The organism is Streptomyces sp. NPDC054932 (assembly GCF_053610205.1).
Window position 1 is genome coordinate 14,474 of the sequence record NZ_JBSGXU010000088.1, and the last position, 17,160, is coordinate 31,633.

13 protein-coding genes are annotated in these 17,160 nt (G+C 71.6%); 7 read left to right on the forward strand and 6 right to left on the reverse strand.

Translation table 11 applies throughout. From position 1 onward, the window contains the following. Positions 1 to 13 precede the first annotated feature (13 nt). Positions 14 to 253, forward strand: coding sequence for a hypothetical protein (locus tag ACWGE1_RS23085; protein ID WP_453422377.1), 240 nt, complete (start codon positions 14 to 16; stop codon positions 251 to 253). A 109-nt stretch (positions 254 to 362) separates the two neighbouring features. On the opposite strand, the gene ACWGE1_RS23090 is transcribed toward ACWGE1_RS23085, so the two are convergent. After that, entirely contained in the window at positions 363 to 854 is a 492-nt protein-coding gene (locus tag ACWGE1_RS23090) for a MarR family winged helix-turn-helix transcriptional regulator (protein WP_453422378.1), read from the reverse strand. 105 nt (positions 855 to 959) lie between these two features. Between ACWGE1_RS23090 and ACWGE1_RS23095 the strand changes: the two genes are divergently transcribed. Genes ACWGE1_RS23095 through ACWGE1_RS23110 form a run of 4 tightly spaced genes read left to right on the forward strand, consistent with a single transcriptional unit; the run spans position 960 to position 5,157 of the window. Beyond that, a complete protein-coding gene (locus tag ACWGE1_RS23095; RefSeq protein ID WP_453422379.1) occupies positions 960 to 2,273 on the forward strand; it encodes an MFS transporter in 1,314 nt (437 codons plus the stop codon). A 54-nt stretch (positions 2,274 to 2,327) separates the two neighbouring features. Beyond that, positions 2,328 to 3,263, forward strand: a complete 936-nt coding sequence (locus ACWGE1_RS23100; protein WP_453422380.1) for an EamA family transporter — start codon at positions 2,328 to 2,330, stop codon at positions 3,261 to 3,263. Between the two features lie 48 nt (positions 3,264 to 3,311). Continuing rightward, positions 3,312 to 4,232 (forward strand): DMT family transporter, encoded by a 921-nt coding sequence (locus ACWGE1_RS23105; RefSeq protein ID WP_453422381.1) that lies wholly within the window; start codon positions 3,312 to 3,314, stop codon positions 4,230 to 4,232. A gap of 10 nt (positions 4,233 to 4,242) precedes the next feature. Continuing rightward, positions 4,243 to 5,157, forward strand: coding sequence for a LysR family transcriptional regulator (locus ACWGE1_RS23110; protein ID WP_453422382.1), 915 nt, complete (start codon positions 4,243 to 4,245; stop codon positions 5,155 to 5,157). Between the two features lie 113 nt (positions 5,158 to 5,270). Here ACWGE1_RS23110 and pepN read toward each other — a convergent pair whose 3' ends face one another. Next, positions 5,271 to 7,856: an aminopeptidase N gene (gene pepN / locus ACWGE1_RS23115; protein WP_453422383.1), complete on the reverse strand. Its 2,586-nt coding sequence runs from the start codon at positions 7,854 to 7,856 to the stop codon at positions 5,271 to 5,273. A 142-nt stretch (positions 7,857 to 7,998) separates the two neighbouring features. Next, positions 7,999 to 9,027 carry an aspartate-semialdehyde dehydrogenase gene (locus tag ACWGE1_RS23120; RefSeq protein WP_453422384.1) on the reverse strand — a complete coding sequence of 343 codons (1,029 nt, stop codon included), beginning with the start codon at positions 9,025 to 9,027 and terminating at the stop codon, positions 7,999 to 8,001. A gap of 261 nt (positions 9,028 to 9,288) precedes the next feature. On the opposite strand from ACWGE1_RS23120, the gene ACWGE1_RS23125 reads away from it, so the two are divergent. After that, entirely contained in the window at positions 9,289 to 10,773 is a 1,485-nt protein-coding gene (locus ACWGE1_RS23125; protein WP_453422385.1) for a M28 family metallopeptidase, read from the forward strand. A gap of 83 nt (positions 10,774 to 10,856) precedes the next feature. On the opposite strand, the gene ACWGE1_RS23130 is transcribed toward ACWGE1_RS23125, so the two are convergent. Both ACWGE1_RS23130 and ACWGE1_RS23135 read right to left on the reverse strand, forming a co-directional pair. After that, complete coding sequence (locus ACWGE1_RS23130) at positions 10,857 to 14,180, reverse strand: S8 family serine peptidase (protein ID WP_453422386.1); 3,324 nt, start codon at positions 14,178 to 14,180, stop codon at positions 10,857 to 10,859. A gap of 273 nt (positions 14,181 to 14,453) precedes the next feature. Further along, the gene (locus tag ACWGE1_RS23135; RefSeq protein ID WP_453422387.1) at positions 14,454 to 15,014 is read right to left on the reverse strand and encodes a CGNR zinc finger domain-containing protein; all 561 of its coding nucleotides are present in this window, start codon (positions 15,012 to 15,014) and stop codon (positions 14,454 to 14,456) included. A 125-nt stretch (positions 15,015 to 15,139) separates the two neighbouring features. Between ACWGE1_RS23135 and ACWGE1_RS23140 the strand changes: the two genes are divergently transcribed. Further along, complete coding sequence (locus tag ACWGE1_RS23140; RefSeq protein ID WP_453422389.1) at positions 15,140 to 16,027, forward strand: pyridoxamine 5'-phosphate oxidase family protein; 888 nt, start codon at positions 15,140 to 15,142, stop codon at positions 16,025 to 16,027. Here the strand turns inward: ACWGE1_RS23140 and ACWGE1_RS23145 are convergent. Next, positions 16,003 to 16,962, reverse strand: a complete 960-nt coding sequence (locus ACWGE1_RS23145) for a hypothetical protein (protein WP_453422388.1) — start codon at positions 16,960 to 16,962, stop codon at positions 16,003 to 16,005. The genes ACWGE1_RS23140 and ACWGE1_RS23145 overlap by 25 nt on opposite strands. Positions 16,963 to 17,160 lie beyond the last annotated feature (198 nt).

The following is a 17,160-nucleotide window of genomic DNA, read 5'->3' on the forward strand; positions in this document are numbered from 1 at the left end:
CTACGTTTGCACCGTGGACAAGAAGAACGCTCTGCGCGCCGGCGCCGTCACGGCCGGAACCGCGCTGATGATGCTGCTGATGACGTCTCCCGCCCTCGCGCTCACCCGCGACGACGGTGACGACCCGGGCCCGGGCCTGAGCATCGGTGAGACCGTCGGCCTGTACGTGGCCCTCCCGATCGTGATTTTCCTGGTCATCACGGGTCTTGTGATGGTCCTCGACAAGTCGGACAGGCAGCAGAAGCAGGCCTGAGCCGGTCCGGCCCCGCGGGGCCGGGACCAGCAGACCTTCCCGGGCGCCGGGGGTCCGTATCGCCGATCTCATCCGGCCGTACGCTGACCCTCGGCGCCTTGTCGTGTCCTCAGAGGCCGGCCAGCACCTTGCGGAGCAGGCCGGTCAGCTGGGCGACCTCCTCGTCGGTCAGCCCCGTGAGTCCGTCGCGCTGCACCTCCAGCCCGGCGGTGACGGCCTCGTCGATGAGTGCCAGGCCGCGATCGGTGATCGTCACCTGGAGCCCCCGCCGGTCGTGCGGATCGGGCTTGCGCACGAGCAGCCCGGCCTTCTCCAGCTTGTCCAGACGCCCGGTCATGCCGCCCGTGGTGAGCATGAGGGTGGCCGAGAGCTGGCGGGGCGAGAGCGTGTAGGGGTCCCCCGACCTGCGCAGCGTGGCCACGACGTCGAACTCGCCGCGTGAGATGCCGAAGCGCGCGTAGCACTGCTCCATCGCGTCGCCCATGGCCCTCGCGATCCGGTAGATGCGTCCGAAGACGGCCATGGGGGCCGTTTCCAGGTCCGGGCGCACAGCGAACCACTGGGCCGTGATCGCGTCCACTGCGTCCTTGTCGTCACTCATGTCTGCAGTATCCGGCTTCCCCGAGATCGTTCGCAAGAAAGTTGCTTGACGATAAGTAGCTTAGCGGTAAGCTACTTATCAGCAACCGAGTCCGGGGGAGAGGCCATGGCAGTGTTCACGGGGAAGACGGTCGCATCCGGGGAAGCGAAGGTCGCGGGGGAGCGGTCGCTGCTCCTCGGTATCGGTATCAGCGCGGTCGGGATCGGTATGTACATCCCGTTCTCGCTGGTCTTCTTCCACCACGTCACCGGCCTCTCCCTCACCCTCGTCGGCCTGGTCATGACGGTCACCGGGCTGGCCGGCCTGGCGTTCATGCCGCTGGCCGGCTCGGCCGTCGACCGGTTCGGCGCCAAGCGGGTCAACCTGGTGCTCTACGGGATACGGGCGCTGGGCTTCGCCCTCTACCCCTTCGCGGGCTCCCTGCCCGCCTTCGCGGCCGTCGCCCTGGTCACGGCGCTCGCCGACCGCTCCTTCGGCGTCGTCCAGCAGTCCCTGATCGGCGAGGTGGCGCGGGGCGCCGCCCGCGACCGGCTCCAGGCCTCCACCCGGGCCCTGCAGAACGCCGGGATGGGGGCGGGCGCCCTGCTCGTCTCCGGGGTGCTGGCGCTGTGGGGGACCGGCGGATTCACGTACACCGCCTGGGGCAACTCCCTGGCCTTCGCCCTCGCCGGACTGCTCGTCGGCCGGGTTCGTGCGGTCCGTGCGGGCGGCGCGACCGGCGCGGTCGGCGCCGCACCGACCGGAGCCGCCGGCTACCGGACGGTCCTGCGCGACCGGCCCTTCCTCGGGCTCACCGCCGCCAACTTCCTCACCGCGCTGGGCTACTCCGCGCTCTCCGTCCTCTTCCCGCTCTACCTCTCCACCTGGCTGATGGCCCCCGACTCCCTCACCGGAGCCGCCTTCACCGTCAACACCGTCCTGTGCGCCGGGATCGGCGTCCTGATCGCGGGCCGGGTCCGCCGCTCGGGCGCCCGCCGCACCCGATCGGCCGCCCTCGGTGCCCTGCTGTTCGCCGCCGCCTTCGTCGGGCAGATCGTGCTCGGCACACTGCGGCCCGGCCAGAGCGTCACCCTGATCGCGCTGCTGGCGATCGTCGTCGTCTACACCCTCGGCGAGCTCGTCCACAGCCCCTCCGGCGGCGCGCTGTCGATCTCCGCCGCCCCCGAGGCGGTCCGCGGCCGCTACCTGGCCACCTACCAGCTGTCCTACTCGCTGGCCAGTGCGCTCGCCCCCTCCCTCTTCACCGCCCTGCTCGCCGTCGACGGCCGCCTGCCCTGGGCCGTCCTGACCGTCGCCGCCCTCGGCGCCGCCCTGGCGCTGCTCCGGCTGGAGCGGCACCTGCCGGCCGAGGCCGTGCACGCCGAGCCGCCGGCGGTCGTCGAACCCGCCGCGCCGGCCCCCGCGACCGCAGCCGCCTAGGCCGTCCCCGGCCCACCCGTCCGCTTCCCTCACCCGATCGAGGAGCCACCCGCCATGAAGCGTTTGGCCACCGTCGCCCTGACCGCCCTCGCCCCCATCTCCTGGGGCTCGACCTACGCCGTGGCCAGCGAACTGCTGCCGCCCGACCGGCCGCTGTTCACCGGGGTCATGCGGGCGCTGCCCGCGGGGCTGCTGCTGACCGCCCTGGCCCGTACCCTGCCCAAGGGCCAGTGGTGGTGGAAGTCCGCCGTCCTCGGCATCCTCAACATCGGCGCCTTCTTCCCGCTGCTGTTCCTCTCCGCCTACCGGCTCCCCGGCGGCGTCGCGGCCGTACTGGGCGCCGCCGGCCCGCTGTTCGTCGTAGGACTGGCCGCGCTCCTCCTCGGGGAGCGGGCGAGCCTGCGCACCGTGCTGGCCGCCGTCGTGGGCGCGTTCGGCGTGAGCATGGTCGTCCTCACCGCCGAGGCCGCACTCGACACGGTCGGCGTCGTCGCCGGTGTGATCTCCTCCGCCTCCATGGGCGCGGGCACCGTGATGACCAAGCGCTGGGGCCGTCCCGAGGGCGTGGGTCCGCTGGCGATGACCGGCTGGCAGCTCACCGCGGGCGGACTGTTCATCGTCCCGGTCGCCGCCCTCGTCGAGGGCGCTCCGCCCGCGCTCGACGGCAGGGCCCTCCTCGGCTACGGCTACATGATGCTGATCAACACCGGTATCGCGTACTGGCTGTGGTTCCGCGGCATCGGGGCCCTCAGCGCCACCTCGGTCACCCTGCTCGGCCCGCTCTCCCCGCTCACCGCCGCGATCATCGGCTGGGCGGCCCTCGGGCAGGCGCTGTCCCCCGTGCAGCTCGTGGGGATGGCCATCGCCTTCGGGGCCACCGTCGCCGGTCAGCTGGCAGCCGCCCGCACGACCACCAAACCGTTCAGTTCTCCTGAAAAGAACGATCAGAACATTTCGATGGACCTGACGGATAGCGGGGTGCGACGGTAGTCCACGAAGCACCCGCCGACCCCGAGGAGCAGACCCACAGTGGCCGTCATGGACCGCGTCCGTACCGTCTCGCAAGCCAGGCCCGGCAGCACGGGGAAGAAGGGTGCCGCCGGGCTCGGCGTGCTCCTCGCCCTCCTCGCGACGGTCGTCTGGTCGGGCAGCTTCGTCGCCACCCGGGGCATGGCCGAGACCGTCCCGCCCGTCCAGGCGGTCTTCTGGCGCTGGATCATCGCCCTGCTCGCCGTCGCCCCCTTCGCCGCCCGCCAGGCATGGCAGCAGCGGGCCCTGATCCGGCGGCACTTCGGCTTCGTCGCCCTCGCCTCGCTCTTCGGCGTCACCCTCTACAACACGCTCGTGCACCAGGCCGGACTGACCACCTCCGCCTCCAACATGGGCATGATCATGGCCGCCTCGCCCGTCATCATGGCGCTCTATGCCCGCCTCGGCGGCGAACGGCTCGGCAAGCGGCGGACCTTCGGCATGCTGCTCGCCGCCTTCGGGGTGCTGCTGCTCGTCGGGGACGGCTCGGTCGGCTTCGACTTCGGCGCCGGCGACCTGTGGATGTTCGGCGCCGCGCTCTCCTTCGCCACGTACAGCGCCCTGCTCAAGCGCAAGCCCGCCGAGCTCGGCGGACTGGCCTTCCTGATCACCACCTTCGTACTCGGCGCGCTGATGCTGGCACCCGCCTACGCCGTCTCCGTCACCGTCCAGGGCGGCTTCGAGATCACCGCCGGGACGGTCGGACCGCTGCTGTACGTCGGTGTGTTCTCCTCGGCCGTCGCCTTCTTCGCCTGGAACAGGGCCGTCTCCATGATCGGGGCGGCCCGCGCGGGAGTCGTCTACTACCTCCAGCCGGTCTGCGTGGCCGCACTCGGCCTCCTGCTGCTGGGCGAGCGGACCGGACCGGCGCAGCTGCTCTGCATGGCGCTGATCCTCGGCGGAGTCGGGCTGGGGAGTGCCCGGCGGTAGGTTCGGGCCCATGACCGAGTGGGACATCAAGAAGCTGCGGATCCTGCGGACCCTCGCCGAACAGGGGACCGTGACCCGGACGGCCGAGGCGCTGCACATGACGCCCTCGGCCGTTTCGCAGCAACTGACGAACCTCGCCCGGCAACTGGGAGTGGTGCTGCTGGAGGCCGAGGGCCGCCGGGTGCGGCTCACGGACGCGGCCCACCTCGTCCTGCGGCACACGGAGGCGGTGTTCGCACAACTGGAACGGGCCGACGCGGAACTGGCCGGGTACCTCGCCGGGGACACGGGGGAGGTCCGGGTGGGCGCCTTCTCCACCGCCGTACCGGCGCTCGTGGTCCCGGCGGTGGCCGCGCTGCGCCGGGCCCACCCCGGGGTGGAGGTCCGGGTCCGGGAGACGGAGGCGGCGGAGTCCTACGAGCTGCTGTCCGCCGGGGGCGTGGACCTGGCGCTGTCCCTGGCGGCCCACGCGCCGACCGCGCGGGACCCCCGGTTCACCCGGGTGGTGCTGCTGGAGGACCCGCTGGACGTGGCGCTCCCGCCGGGCCATCCGCTGGCGGCCGCGGCCGATCTGCGGCTGGCGGACCTGTCCGGCGACCCGTGGATCTACGGCGGCAGCGGCCCCTGGTCGCAGATCGCCCGGTCCGCGTGCGAAGCCGCGGGCTTCGTCCCGGAACAGGCGCACTCGGCGTCCGGCTGGACCGCGATCCTGGCCATGGTCGAGGCGGGGATGGGCGTGGCCCTGGTCCCGCGCATGGTGTCGAGCCGCGCCTCGGGCCGGGCGCCGGGCGTGGCCGTCCGGGTCCTGGCCCACGACCGCCCGACGCGGCACGTGATCGCGGCGGTCCGCCGCGGCGCCGAATCCGCGCCCGCGCTGTCGCACGTCCTCGCGGCTCTCCGCGAGGTCGCTTCGGCCCGGCGGTAGGGGTTTTCCGGGCTCCGCCCGGACCCGGTCCTCAAATGCCGGACGGGCTGAAATTCAGCCGTCGGCATTCGAGGCGCGGGGTCCGGGCGGAGCCCCGGCCACGGCGCGAGCCGTCAGACCTGAGCGGCGGCGGCGTCGGCGGCCTGAGCCTTCAGCGCGCGCTCGACGCCCGCGCGGGACTCCGAGATCAGGCGGCGCAGGGCCGCGTTCGGCTCGGCCGAGGAGAGCCAGGCGTCCGTCGCGTCCAGGGTCTCCTGCGAGACCTGCAGGGCCGGGTAGAGGCCCACAGCGATCTGCTGGGCGATCTCGTGGCTGCGGGTCTCCCAGACGTCCTTGACCGCCGAGAAGAACTTCCCGGTGTACGGGGCCAGCAGTTCGCGCTGGTCGGTCTGGACGAAGCCGCCGATCACCGCCTCCTGGACCGCGTTCGGCAGGTCGCCGGACTCCACCACCGAGGCCCATGCCTCGGCCTTGGCCTCCGCCGTCGGGCGCGCCGCCCGGGCGGTCGCCGCGTGGCGCTCGCCGGCCGCCGTGGCGTCCCGCTCCAGCTCCGCCGCGATGGCCGCCTCCCCGGCGACGCCCGTCGCGGCGAGCCGCTCCAGGAACGTCCACCGCAGCTCGGTGTCGACGGCCAGGCCCTCGATCTCCGCCGAACCGTCGAGCAGCGCCGACAGGTAGGTCAGCTGTCCCTCGGTGCGGGCCGTCGCCGCGAACGCCCGCGCCCACGCCAGCTGGTGGTCACCGGCCGGCTCCGCGCCGCGCAGGTGCTCCAGGGTGGCCTCGGTCCAGGCCGCCAGGCCCTCCTCGCGCCACGCCGGGTCGGCGTACAGGTCGATGGCCAGCTTCACCTGGCGGTGCAGCGACTGGACGACGCCGATGTCGGACTCCTTGGCGATGCCCGAGAGCACCAGCGCGAGGTAGTCGCGGGTGGCGAGCTCGCCGTCGCGCGTCATGTCCCAGGCCGAGGCCCAGCACAGGGCGCGCGGCAGGGACTCCGTGAAGTCGCCGATGTGCGCGGTGACGGCGGCGAGGGACTCCTCGTCCAGGCGGACCTTCGCGTAGGACAGGTCGTCGTCGTTCAGCAGGAAGACCGCCGGGCGGGTGCGGCCCACCAGCTCCGGCACGGTGGTCAGCGCGCCGTCGATGTCCAGCTCGATCCGGTCGGTGCGCACGAGGGCGCCGTCCTGGAGCTCGTACAGGCCGACCGCGATGCGGTGCGGGCGCAGGGTGGACTCGCCCTTGGCGCCGGCGGGCAGCGCGGGGGCCTCCTGGCGGATACCGAAGGCGGTGATCACACCGTTCGCGTCGGTGGTGACCTCCGGGCGCAGGATGTTGATGCCGGCGGTCTCCAGCCATGCCTTCGACCAGGCGGTCAGGTCGCGGCCGGAGGTCTCCTCCAGGGCGCCCAGCAGGTCGGACAGGCGCGTGTTCCCGAACGCGTGCGCCTTGAAGTACGCCTGCACGCCCTTGAAGAAGGCGTCCATGCCGACGTAGGCGACCAGCTGCTTGAGCACCGAGGCGCCCTTGGCGTAGGTGATGCCGTCGAAGTTGACCATGACGTCGTCGAGGTCACGGATGTCGGCCATGATCGGGTGCGTGGAGGGCAGCTGGTCCTGCCGGTAGGCCCACGTCTTCATGGAGTTGGCGAAGGTGGTCCACGCGTGCGGCCACTTCGAGCCCTCGCCGTACGCCTGGCAGGCGATCGAGGTGTACGTCGCGAAGGACTCGTTCAGCCACAGGTCATTCCACCACTCCATGGTGACCAGGTCGCCGAACCACATGTGCGCGAGCTCGTGGAGGATCGTCTCCGCGCGCACCTCGTACGCCGCGTCCGTCACCTTCGAGCGGAAGACGTACTGGTCGCGGATGGTGACCGCGCCCGCGTTCTCCATGGCGCCCGCGTTGAACTCCGGGACGAAGAGCTGGTCGTACTTGGCGAAGGGGTAGGCGTAGGCGAACTTCTCCTGGAACCAGTCGAAGCCCTGCCGGGTCACGTCGAAGATCGCGTCCGCGTCGAGGAACTCGGCGAGCGAGGGCCGGCAGTAGATGCCGAGCGGTACGGACTGGCCGTCCGGGCCCTCGTACGAGCTGTGCACCGCGTGGTACGGACCGACGATCAGCGCGGTGATGTACGAGGAGATGCGCGGGGTCGGCTCGAAGCGCCAGACGTTGTCCTTGACGTCCGCGGCTTCCGGCGTCGGGGAGTTCGAGATGACCGTCCAGCCCTCGGGGGCCGTCACGGTGAACTGGAACGTGGCCTTCAGGTCGGGCTGCTCGAAGCTGGCGAAGACCCGCCGCGCGTCCGGCACCTCGAACTGGGTGTAGAGGTAGGCCTGCTGGTCGACCGGGTCGACGAAGCGGTGGAGGCCCTCACCGGTGTTGGTGTACGCGCAGTCCGCGACGACGCGGAGCTCGTTGACCCCGGCCGCCAGGTGGCCCAGGGCGATCCGGGAGTCCCGGAAGACCGCCGCGACGTCCAGCGACTCGCCGTTGAGGACGACCTCGTGCACGGCCGGAGCGACCAGGTCGATGAAGGTCTCGGCCCCGGCCTCGGCCGACTGGAAGCGCACGGTGGTCACGGACGGGTAGGTGCCACCCTCCTGCGCACCGCTGAGATCGAGTTCGATCTCGTAGGAGTCGACGGTGAGCAGCTTTGCCCGCTGCTGAGCCTCTTCACGGGTGAGATTCGTGCCTGGCACGCGTTCATCTCCTTCGATGGTGACGTTGCCCGGCCATCCTGCCATCCGGACAGGGCTCGCGCGCGGGACTAATCCACAGGCGAAACGGACGCACGTGAGGGCGGCACCGTCACGGTGCCGCCCTCACGTCGGGTGAGCGGGATCAGCCGCGCAGCTCCTCGGCGACCAGCTCGGCGATCTGCACCGCGTTCAGGGCCGCGCCCTTGCGGAGGTTGTCGTTCGAGAGGAACAGCGCGAGGCCGTTCTCCACGGTCTCGTCGGAGCGGATGCGGCCCACGTACGAGACGTCCTTGCCCGCCGCCTGCAGGGGGGTCGGGATCTCCGAGAGCTCGACGCCCGGGGCGTCCCGGAGCAGCTCGTGGGCACGCTCGACGCTGATCGGGTTCGCGAAGCGGGCGTTGACCTGGAGGGAGTGGCCGGAGAAGACCGGTACGCGCACGCAGGTGCCGGAGACCTTGAGCTCCGGGATCTCCAGGATCTTGCGGGACTCGTTGCGGAGCTTCTGCTCCTCGTCGGTCTCGAAGGAGCCGTCGTCGACCAGGTTGCCCGCGAGCGGGACCACGTTGTAGGCGATCGGACGCTTGTAGACGGCCGGCTCCGGGAAGTCCACCGCGCCGCCGTCGAAGGTCAGCTGGTCGGCGGCCTCGGAGACCGCGCAGGCCTGGCCCTTGAGCTCGGCCACGCCGGCCAGGCCCGAGCCGGAGACGGCCTGGTAGGTGGTGGCGACCAGCGCGGTCAGGCCGGCCTCGTCGTGCAGCGGGCGCAGCACCGGCATCGCGGCCATGGTGGTGCAGTTCGGGTTCGCGATGATGCCCTTGGGGCGGTTCTTGATCGCGTGCGGGTTGACCTCGGAGACCACGAGGGGGACCTCAGGGTCGCCGCGCCAGGCGGAGGAGTTGTCGATCACGACGGCACCCTGGGAGGCGACCTTCTCGGCCAGCGCCCGGGAGGTGGCGCCGCCCGCGGAGAACAGCACGATGTCCAGGCCCGCGTAGTCGGCCGTGGAGGCGTCCTCGATGGTGATCTCCCGGCCCTCCCATTCGAGGGTGGAGCCCGCGGAACGGGCCGAGGCGAACAGCCGCAGCTCGTCCACCGGGAACTTCCGCTCGGCGAGGATGCCGCGCATGACTCCGCCGACCTGTCCGGTGGCTCCGACGATTCCGACCCTCACGGTGACTCCTTTTGGTACGTACGACGCGGGCGCGCGTGAAGCCATCATGCGTACGACCCCACGAGCCTTGTCCAATCCATTGTCCGAGGAACGGACGGTGTCCCGGATGTGAACCCCTGTGTCGAGTTCGTGGCGGGCCTGTTGCAGGGCGCCTGAGCACCCGTTTTGCCTGGTCGGAGCCGGTTAGCGTCCGGTCTGTCATGACCGTTGTCCGGACATGGCCGACCGCAGAACGAACCATCCGATTCGGGGAGATCCACCGTGCGCGCCATCCGCCACCGCCGCCGGTCCATACCGGCGCTCGCCGCCCTCGCGGCCGCCGCCGTCGCCGCGCCCGTCCTGCTGACCGCCGCTCCGGTGGCCGCCCACCCGCGCGAGGGCAGACTGGCCGGGGAACTGGTGGAGGAGGTCACCGCCAAGGGCGCCTACCGCCACCTGAAGAAGTTCCAGCAGATCGCCGACGCGAACGGCGGCAACCGCGCCGCCGGTACGCCGGGCCACGCGGCCTCGGCCGCCTACGTGTACGAGACGCTGAAGAAGGCCGGGTACCAGGTCTCATACCAGGACTTCGACATCCACGAGGCGCACACGAGGACGGAGCGGACCACCGTCCTCGGCCCGGACCCCCGGGAGCTGGCCACCGCCGCCCTCACCTTCACCCGGTCCACCCCGGCCGGCGGCCTGGTCGCGCCGCTCGCCGCGGCCCGGGTCGACGAGACCCCCGGCTGCACGGCCGACGACTACCCGGCGGGTGCCTTCACGGGGAAGATCGCCCTGGTCAAGCGGGGGGCGTGCACCTTCGTGGAGAAGCAGCGGGCCGCGGCCGGGGCCGGCGCGCTCGGCGTGATCGTCTACAACCACAGCGGCACCACGCCGGTGCGCGGCGGGTTCTCCTCGCCCGCCGACGGAATCATCCCGAGCGCGGGCATCACGCTGGCCGACGGCGAGGCGCTGGCCGCGGCCGCCGCCCGGGGCGAGGTGAGCGTGCGCCTGGAGCTGGACCAGCAGATCGAGAAGAAGACCACCCGCAACGTGATCGCCGAGACCCGCGGCGGCCGCTCCGACCGCGTGGTGGCCCTGGGCGCCCACCTGGACTCGGTGCCCGCAGGCCCGGGCATCAACGACAACGGCTCCGGCTCGGCCGGACTGCTGGAGGTGGCGCTGAAGCTCGCGGACGAGGGCGCCAACAAGAAGGGCAGGGGGCCCGCCAACAAGGTGCGCTTCGGCTGGTGGTCGGCGGAGGAGTTGGGCCTGCTGGGCTCGGAGCACTACGTCGCGCAGCTGTCCGAGCAGCAGAAGAAGGACGTGGCGCTCTACCTGAACTTCGACATGATCGCCTCGCCGAACCCGGTGCAGTTCGTCTACGACGGGGACGACTCGGACAGGACGGGCGCGGGCGCCGGCCCGGCGGGCTCGGACCGGATCGAGGCGCTGATCAACGGCTTCCTCGACAAGAAGGGCAAGCCGCACGAGGGCAGTGACTTCGACGGCCGCTCCGACTACGGCCCGTTCATCGCGAACGGCATCCCGGCGGGCGGCACCTTCACCGGTGCCGAGGGCATCAAGACCGCCGAGCAGGCGGGGCGCCACGGCGGCACGGCCGGAGCCCCGTACGACCCGAACTACCACGGGGCGGGGGACGACCTGAAGAACGTGGACCTGAGGGTCTTCGACACCAACCTGGACGTGATCGCGCACGCGGTCGGCACGTACGCCGAGTCGCTGCGCTCGCTCGGCAGGCCGTAGGCGCAGTAGGCGCGCAGAGCGGGGAAAGGCCCGAGGGGGCGGTGCTCGTCAGAGCACCGCCCCCTCGGGTTTCCTGCAGGGTCCTACGGGAGGACCTTCTCGATCTGCACGCTGCCGGTGCCGGCGGCGGTGCCGCGGGCGTTGAGCAGCTGGACCTGGCCGAAGAACTGACGGCCCTCGGGGGCCGGGCTGCTGACCAGGACGTTCGCCGAGACCTGCGCGGTGGCGCCGGTGGCGAGGTTCACCGCGGCGGCCTCGTCGACCTGGACGGAGCCCAGGGCGGCCGAGAAGAACACGTCGCGGTAGTCGTACGTGGTGGAGCCGGACGGGATCGCGTAGCCGATCACCTTGACGGTGTAGGTGCCCGCGGCCGGGTTCACCAGGCTCACGGCCTCCTCGGAGTCGCCGTCGGCGGCCGAGCCGACCTTGACGCCGTCCTTGTAGACCTCCAGGTCGAGGTCGGCGGCGGTGTCGGACACCTTGCCGATCGCGACGTCGAGGCGCGAGGTGCCCGCGGGGACCGCGATCTCGGTGCTGTGGGTCTCACCGTTCGCGATGGTCGGCTTGGCGACCTTCGCGGAGCCGAGCGGACCGCCCTGGAGCTTGCCGCCGGTGATGGCCGCGCCGGCGTTCTTGACGCTCCACTGGACCGGGGCCGGAGTGCCCTGCTTCACCTCGGGCAGGACCTTGACCGCGGGGTCGAAGGCCGCGCCGAGCACGGAGACGTCCAGCTTGAACGGGTTGTCGAGCACCGGCGACGTACGACGGGCCTCGACCTCGATCTCCCAGACACCCGGCGTCGGCTCGGGGTACGAGCGCACGTCGGGGCGGCAGGTGTTGGCCGGGTTGTCGTAGTTCGGGTAGCAGTTGGTCGTGGCCGTCGGGTCGACCGGCACGCCGTACGGGTGGATCGCGATGAAGCGCGTCTGGGCGCCCGCCGCGAGACCGCCGAGGGCGACCTCCAGGCTCTTGGCGCCCGGCGGCACGGTCACGAAGTACGACTTGTGGCTGTTGCGCTGCACCGAGGAGCTCTGCGACAGGGCGAACGACGGCGCGGCCAGGGGGGCGGAAGCCACGACGGTCGTCAGGATCTGCTTGTCGATGCCCTCGGTGGTCTCGTCGTCCAGCTGCAGGATGCCGCTGTGGACGCCGGCCGACTTGGCGTTGGCCTCGACCTTGATGGTGACGGGCTTGTTCAGCGGCAGGGTGACGTAGTCGTAGCCGCCGACGACCTTGAAGGTGCCGTCGTTGTTGCGCCAGCTCAGGTCGTGCCGGGTGCCGTACTTGACGCCCGTGGTGCGGGTGACGACGACGTTGTAGACCTTCTTCTGGTTGACCTTGAGGCCACCCTCACGGTCGTACAGGCCGGTTCCGGAGCCCGGGGTCTTCAGGAACTGGTCGATCGCGGTGTCGACCGGCGCCTGGACGGTGAACTCGTTGGCCTTCGCGTCACGCTGGATGGACTCCCACGCGCCGGGGATGTTGATCAGACCCGAACCCTGGGCGTGCGCCGGGACGTTGTCGATCTTCTTGGCGGCGGTGGTGAGCGCGACCCGCAGCGAGGCCGGGGTCAGCTTGATGTTGTGCTGCTTGGCGGCCGAGATCAGCAGGGCGCTGGCGCCCGCCGCCTGCGGCGAGGCCATCGAGGTGCCCTGGAGCATGCCGTAACCGGCCGGCAGGGTGTAGCCGGCCTCCTTCACCGGGGCGCCGGGCAGCCAGGTCTGGATGGTGTTGATGGCCGCGCCGGGGGCGCTGATGGTCGGCGTGAAGCCGCCGTCCTCACGCGGACCGCGCGAGGAGAAGGGGAACATGTTGTACTTCGTGCTCACACCGGAGCCGTAGTTGGCGGCCCAGGTCTCCTTGGAGACCGACGCGCCCACGGAGATGACCTTGTCCGCGAGGGCGGGGTCGCCGATGGTGTTGACGCCCGGGCCCGAGTTGCCGGCCGAGATGACCAGCTGGACGCCGTAGGTGTCGATGAGGTTCTTGTAGAGCTCGGAACGCGCGTTGTTGCCGTCGTTCAGCGCCGGCAGGCCACCGATGGACATGTTGACGATGTCCACGCCGCGGTTGACGACGAGGTCGATCATGCCCTCGGTCAGCGCGATGTTGGTGCAGCCGCCGGACCAGGAGCAGGCGCGCGAGGAGACGAGCTTCGCGCCGGGCGCCTCGCCGTTCATCTTGCCGCCGAAGAGGCTGTTGGCGGCGGTGATGCCGGCGACGTGCGTGCCGTGCTCGGACTCGATGATGCCGACGTTGACGAAGTCGGCCTTCTTGCCGACCCAGTCCCCGCCGAGCGGGTCCATCGGGACGTCCTTGCGGATCTCGATCACGAACGGGATGCGCTCGGCGACCTCGGTCGCCGGGTTGTCCGTGCCGAAGTAGCCGATCTGGTAGCCGTCCTTGTACGGCTTCATCGGCTCGTTGTTCGTGAAGTCGCCGTCCTGGTCGGTGTCGACGCGGACGGTGCCGGCGGCGGCGTCGTAGAGCAGGCCGAACCGGTCGGTGGTGTCCCCGTCCCGGTTGACGTCGCCCGCCATGTCACCGGTGGCGGTGATCGACTCGCTGAAGCGGCTCCACTGGAAGCTGCCCTCCGGGGCCTTCCAGCTCTGGCCGCCCGCGGTGAAGGTGCCGCCCGCGGAGGTCACCGGGGTGATCTGCGCGCGCCAGGTGCCGTCGTTGTCGGTGATGGGGTCGGTGGCCGTCACCCAGTCGACGATCTTGCGCTCGCCGGTCGTGGTCTTCTGCAGGGCCGGGTGACCGAGGTCGACACCCGAGTCCATGATGCCGATGGTCACGCCGCGGCCGTCGGCCTGCGGGTTGTCCTTCACGAAGTCGACCGCACCCGTCTCGAAGGACGGGTTGTACGGGTTCTTCGCCGGGGTGTTCCTGTCCGGCGCCGCGTACGTCTCGGCGGCGGTCTTCTTGACCGCGCCCGACTCGCCCTTGGCGTCGGGACGGGGGTCCGGCAGCTGGATCTCGTGCCGCAGGTCGATGCCGTGCACCGAGGGCAGCTTGGTGGCCGCCTTCAGAGCGGCCTCCGCCTTGCCGGTGGGCACGGTGGCGCGCACGTAACCGAGCTTGTCGTACGTCTGGCCCACCGAGGCGCCCTGGACGGCGCCGAGCTGCTCCGCCACCTGCTTGGTCTGGCCGGGGGCGGTCGCGACCATGACGGTGACGTTCGCGTCACCCTTGGCCTTGGCCTGCTGAAGCAGCTCGGCGTCGGCCGAACCGAGCTTCTGATCGGCGGACTTGACCGCGGGCGAGGTGCCCGGGGTGTCCGCGCCGGTCGCCGCGAGGACGGGCCCGGCGCCGGTGGCCGCGAGAGCGGCGACCAGTCCGGCCGCGGCCGCGACGCGCGCGACGCGTCTGGCCCCGGTTATGGAGCTGGGGGATTCGAGGGTCATCAGCATCCCTGGTAAGTGAAAGATACGGTCCGGATTTCGGTGCCGGATGACCGGTCAGCTTGGCCTAAGTGACAGCTCTTTGGGGAGGGTTGTCATTGACCGAGACCTGCCATGGCGGACTCTCGCCAGCGCGAGGAATGCGCCAGCGCGGCCGTACCGGGGCACAGCGGTGCGAACCACAGGGATGGATGGGTCGATTTATCGACTTGATGGCCATGCGTCAGCACCGGGACGTGTTTGCGCCCCGGTGCGGGTGTGACAGATTTCGAGCGGTCAGCGCTCGCGCGTGCGCGCGTAGTGGCGTGAGGCCTTCGCCCGGTTTCCGCAGGCGGCCATCGAGCACCAGCGCCGGGTGCCGTTGCGCGAGACGTCGTAGAAGCGCAGGACGCAGCTCTCGGAGGCGCACTTGCGGATCCGGTCGGGTGCCGAGCCCAGCAGGTCGAGGTAGTCGCGCGCCGCCGTCCAGGCCGGACCCCAGGCGGGATCGGCGAACTCGGCGCGCTCTCCCGGGCCTTCGGCGGTCAGGGTGGCGCGGATGCGGCCGTGCTCCAGCACGGCGTCGACCAGGGTGCGGGCGCTCTCGTCGGCCGGGTTCGCGACGGCGCGGGCCAGTGCCTCGCGCGCGGTCAGCAGGTGGACGAGGGTCGCCGCGTCGGCGCGGAAGCGGTCGGCCAGGCCGGTGCTCTCCAGCCAGACCGCGAGCCCTTCCACCCGGGTCAGCCCGGCCGCACCGGCGAAGAGGTCCAGGGGTTCGCCCTCGCTGACCCAGCGGGTGTTGAGCAGGTCGAGGGCGACCGGCTCCCCGGTCAGGGGTCGTGGATCCGCCGCCGTCATGTAAGCCTCCTCGCGCTGCTAACCCCTCAAGGGTACGTGAGCGGTTGACACCCGAATGCCTAACCTTTAATGTCTATTTAGAAGGTTAGGCATGCTGCGTGGACACCTTCGGGAAGGAACTCGTCATGTCCGGGACGTACCACTGGGGGTCGCTGGCCGTGCAGGAGCGGCTCGGCGTGCGCGACCTCGCCGAGCACGTCGGACGCTCGATCGGTACGGGCATCCGTGACGTCGCCGCGGTCTTCCTGGAGCTCCAGCCGCACCTGGTCGTCGGCGCCGCCGACGGTACGGGGCGGGTGTGGGCCTCCCTGCTCACCGGTGCGCCCGGTTTTGTACGGGCCACCGGGCCGGACCGGATCGCGGTCGTGGGCGGTCCGCCGGCGGGCGACCCGCTCGCCGGGGCGCTGGCCACGGCCGGGACCCGGGTCGGGACCATCGCGCTCGACCCGCGCACCCGGCGCCGGATGCGGCTGAACGGAACCCTCTCGGTGACGCGGCGGGGTTTCGCCGTCGAGGTGGAGCAGGTCTTCGCCAACTGCCCGAAGTACCTGCAGAAGCGGCAGCCGCTGGAGCTGGTCGCGGAGGGGGCCGGGGTCGTGCGCCGCGGGACGGAGCTGACCTTTGGCCAGCAGCGGACCGTACGCGGCGCCGACACCTTCTTCGTCGCCACCACGGCGGAGGCGGACGGGGCCGACGCCAGTCACCGGGGCGGGCTGCCGGGCTTCGTGGAGGTGCTCTCGCCGGTCGAGCTGGCCTGGCCGGACTATGCGGGCAACGCCATGTTCCTGACCCTGGGGAACCTGACGGCCGATCCGCGGGCCGGACTGCTCTTCCCGGACTGGGAGAGCGGGGCGGCCCTGCAGCTCAGCGGCCGGGCCCGGACGGAATTCGGGGCCGACGGGAGCCGCCGCACCCGCTTCCGGGTGGAGTCGGTCGTCGAGAGCGTGCACCCGGGGCGGCTGCTCTGGAGCACCCCGGAGTACTCGCCTCACCTGGGCAGTACCACCAGGTAGGCGGCGGGTTCCCGGTCGGCGGACGCGGTCAGGGCGGTCCGGACGACCGCGGCCTGCTGCTCGGGCCAGTCGCGGAGCTTGCGGGGGGTGATGTGGATGACGGTCACCCCGAGCCGCTCCAGCGTCTCGCGCTTGCGCACGGACTCGGACCACTGCTCGTCCTCCCCCTGGCGCGGGGCGCGGGTGTCGATCTCCACCGCCACGGCGTGCTCGGGCCAGTACGCGTCGACCCCGCCGAGGTGCGGGCCGCCGGGCAGCCGGAGGTCGACGTTCCAGACGGGGTCGGGGAGCTCGTGGCCCCGTACGACCTGGTACAGCCGGTCCTCGGCAATGGCCCGGCCCTCCGCCAGCAGCGACTCGACCGCGTCGACCACGTGCGGCCGGTTCAGCAGCCGGGCCACCGTCAGCTCCCGTACGACGGCGGCCGGTTCGCAGTGCCCGCCGCGGACGGCCTCGCTCAGCAGGCGGCGTACGGTGCCGGCGTCCGAGAGCTGGGTGACGGCGTCGGCGACGGCCCGCGCGACGGGCGCGACCGGCAGCCCGGTCACCTCCTGGGACCGCAGCGGGGTGTGCGTCCGGACGATCCGCACGTCCCCGGTGGAGCGCAGCCGCCGCGTCCCGGGCACCAGCACGTCGATGTGCGAGAGGGCGAGCAGCGCGGGCGCGGAGCTGAACCGGTAGAGGGCGAGCGCCGCCAGCCCGGTGATCATGGCCTCGCCGCCGCGCCGTCCCGCGTACAGCAGCGCCGCGTGCAGGCGCTCCTCGCTCGTCGCAGGGCCGGAGTGGAGCAGGAACACCCCGGGCAGGATCTGCTGCCAGGGCCGCCCGGCCGCGTCGGAGGCGGTGACGCCGTGCTCGCGCAGCTGGGCGAGGGTCAGCACGCGGGGGCGGCTGCCGGAGAGGTGGGCGAGGGGGAGGGGTGCGTTGTGGTTCATGACGCGGTGATTCCCTCAGGCCATGGCCTTGCTAACCCCTGTTACACGCTCGTCGACAAATCCGGACAAGCTGGGGCTAAAGTACGGACGTTCGACTGCCGATGGGCTGCGCCCGTGTGGGCTACCGCTGCGCGGCACCTTGCGGGGGTTCCGCCCCCGGACCCCCGCGCCTCAAACGCCGGACGGGCTGGATCTTCC

Bases quoted from the DNA above. Each gene is read 5' to 3' on its own strand.
- ACWGE1_RS23090 (WP_453422378.1), bottom strand. From the start codon at position 854: ATGAGTGACGACAAGGACGCAGTGGACGCGATCACGGCCCAGTGGTTC.
- ACWGE1_RS23095 (WP_453422379.1), top strand. From the start codon at position 960: ATGGCAGTGTTCACGGGGAAGACGGTCGCATCCGGGGAAGCGAAGGTC.
- ACWGE1_RS23100 (WP_453422380.1), top strand. From the start codon at position 2,328: ATGAAGCGTTTGGCCACCGTCGCCCTGACCGCCCTCGCCCCCATCTCC.
- ACWGE1_RS23105 (WP_453422381.1), top strand. From the start codon at position 3,312: ATGGACCGCGTCCGTACCGTCTCGCAAGCCAGGCCCGGCAGCACGGGG.
- ACWGE1_RS23110 (WP_453422382.1), top strand. From the start codon at position 4,243: ATGACCGAGTGGGACATCAAGAAGCTGCGGATCCTGCGGACCCTCGCC.
- ACWGE1_RS23130 (WP_453422386.1), bottom strand. From the start codon at position 14,180: ATGACCCTCGAATCCCCCAGCTCCATAACCGGGGCCAGACGCGTCGCG.
- ACWGE1_RS23135 (WP_453422387.1), bottom strand. From the start codon at position 15,014: ATGACGGCGGCGGATCCACGACCCCTGACCGGGGAGCCGGTCGCCCTC.
- ACWGE1_RS23140 (WP_453422389.1), top strand. From the start codon at position 15,140: ATGTCCGGGACGTACCACTGGGGGTCGCTGGCCGTGCAGGAGCGGCTC.
- ACWGE1_RS23145 (WP_453422388.1), bottom strand. From the start codon at position 16,962: ATGAACCACAACGCACCCCTCCCCCTCGCCCACCTCTCCGGCAGCCGC.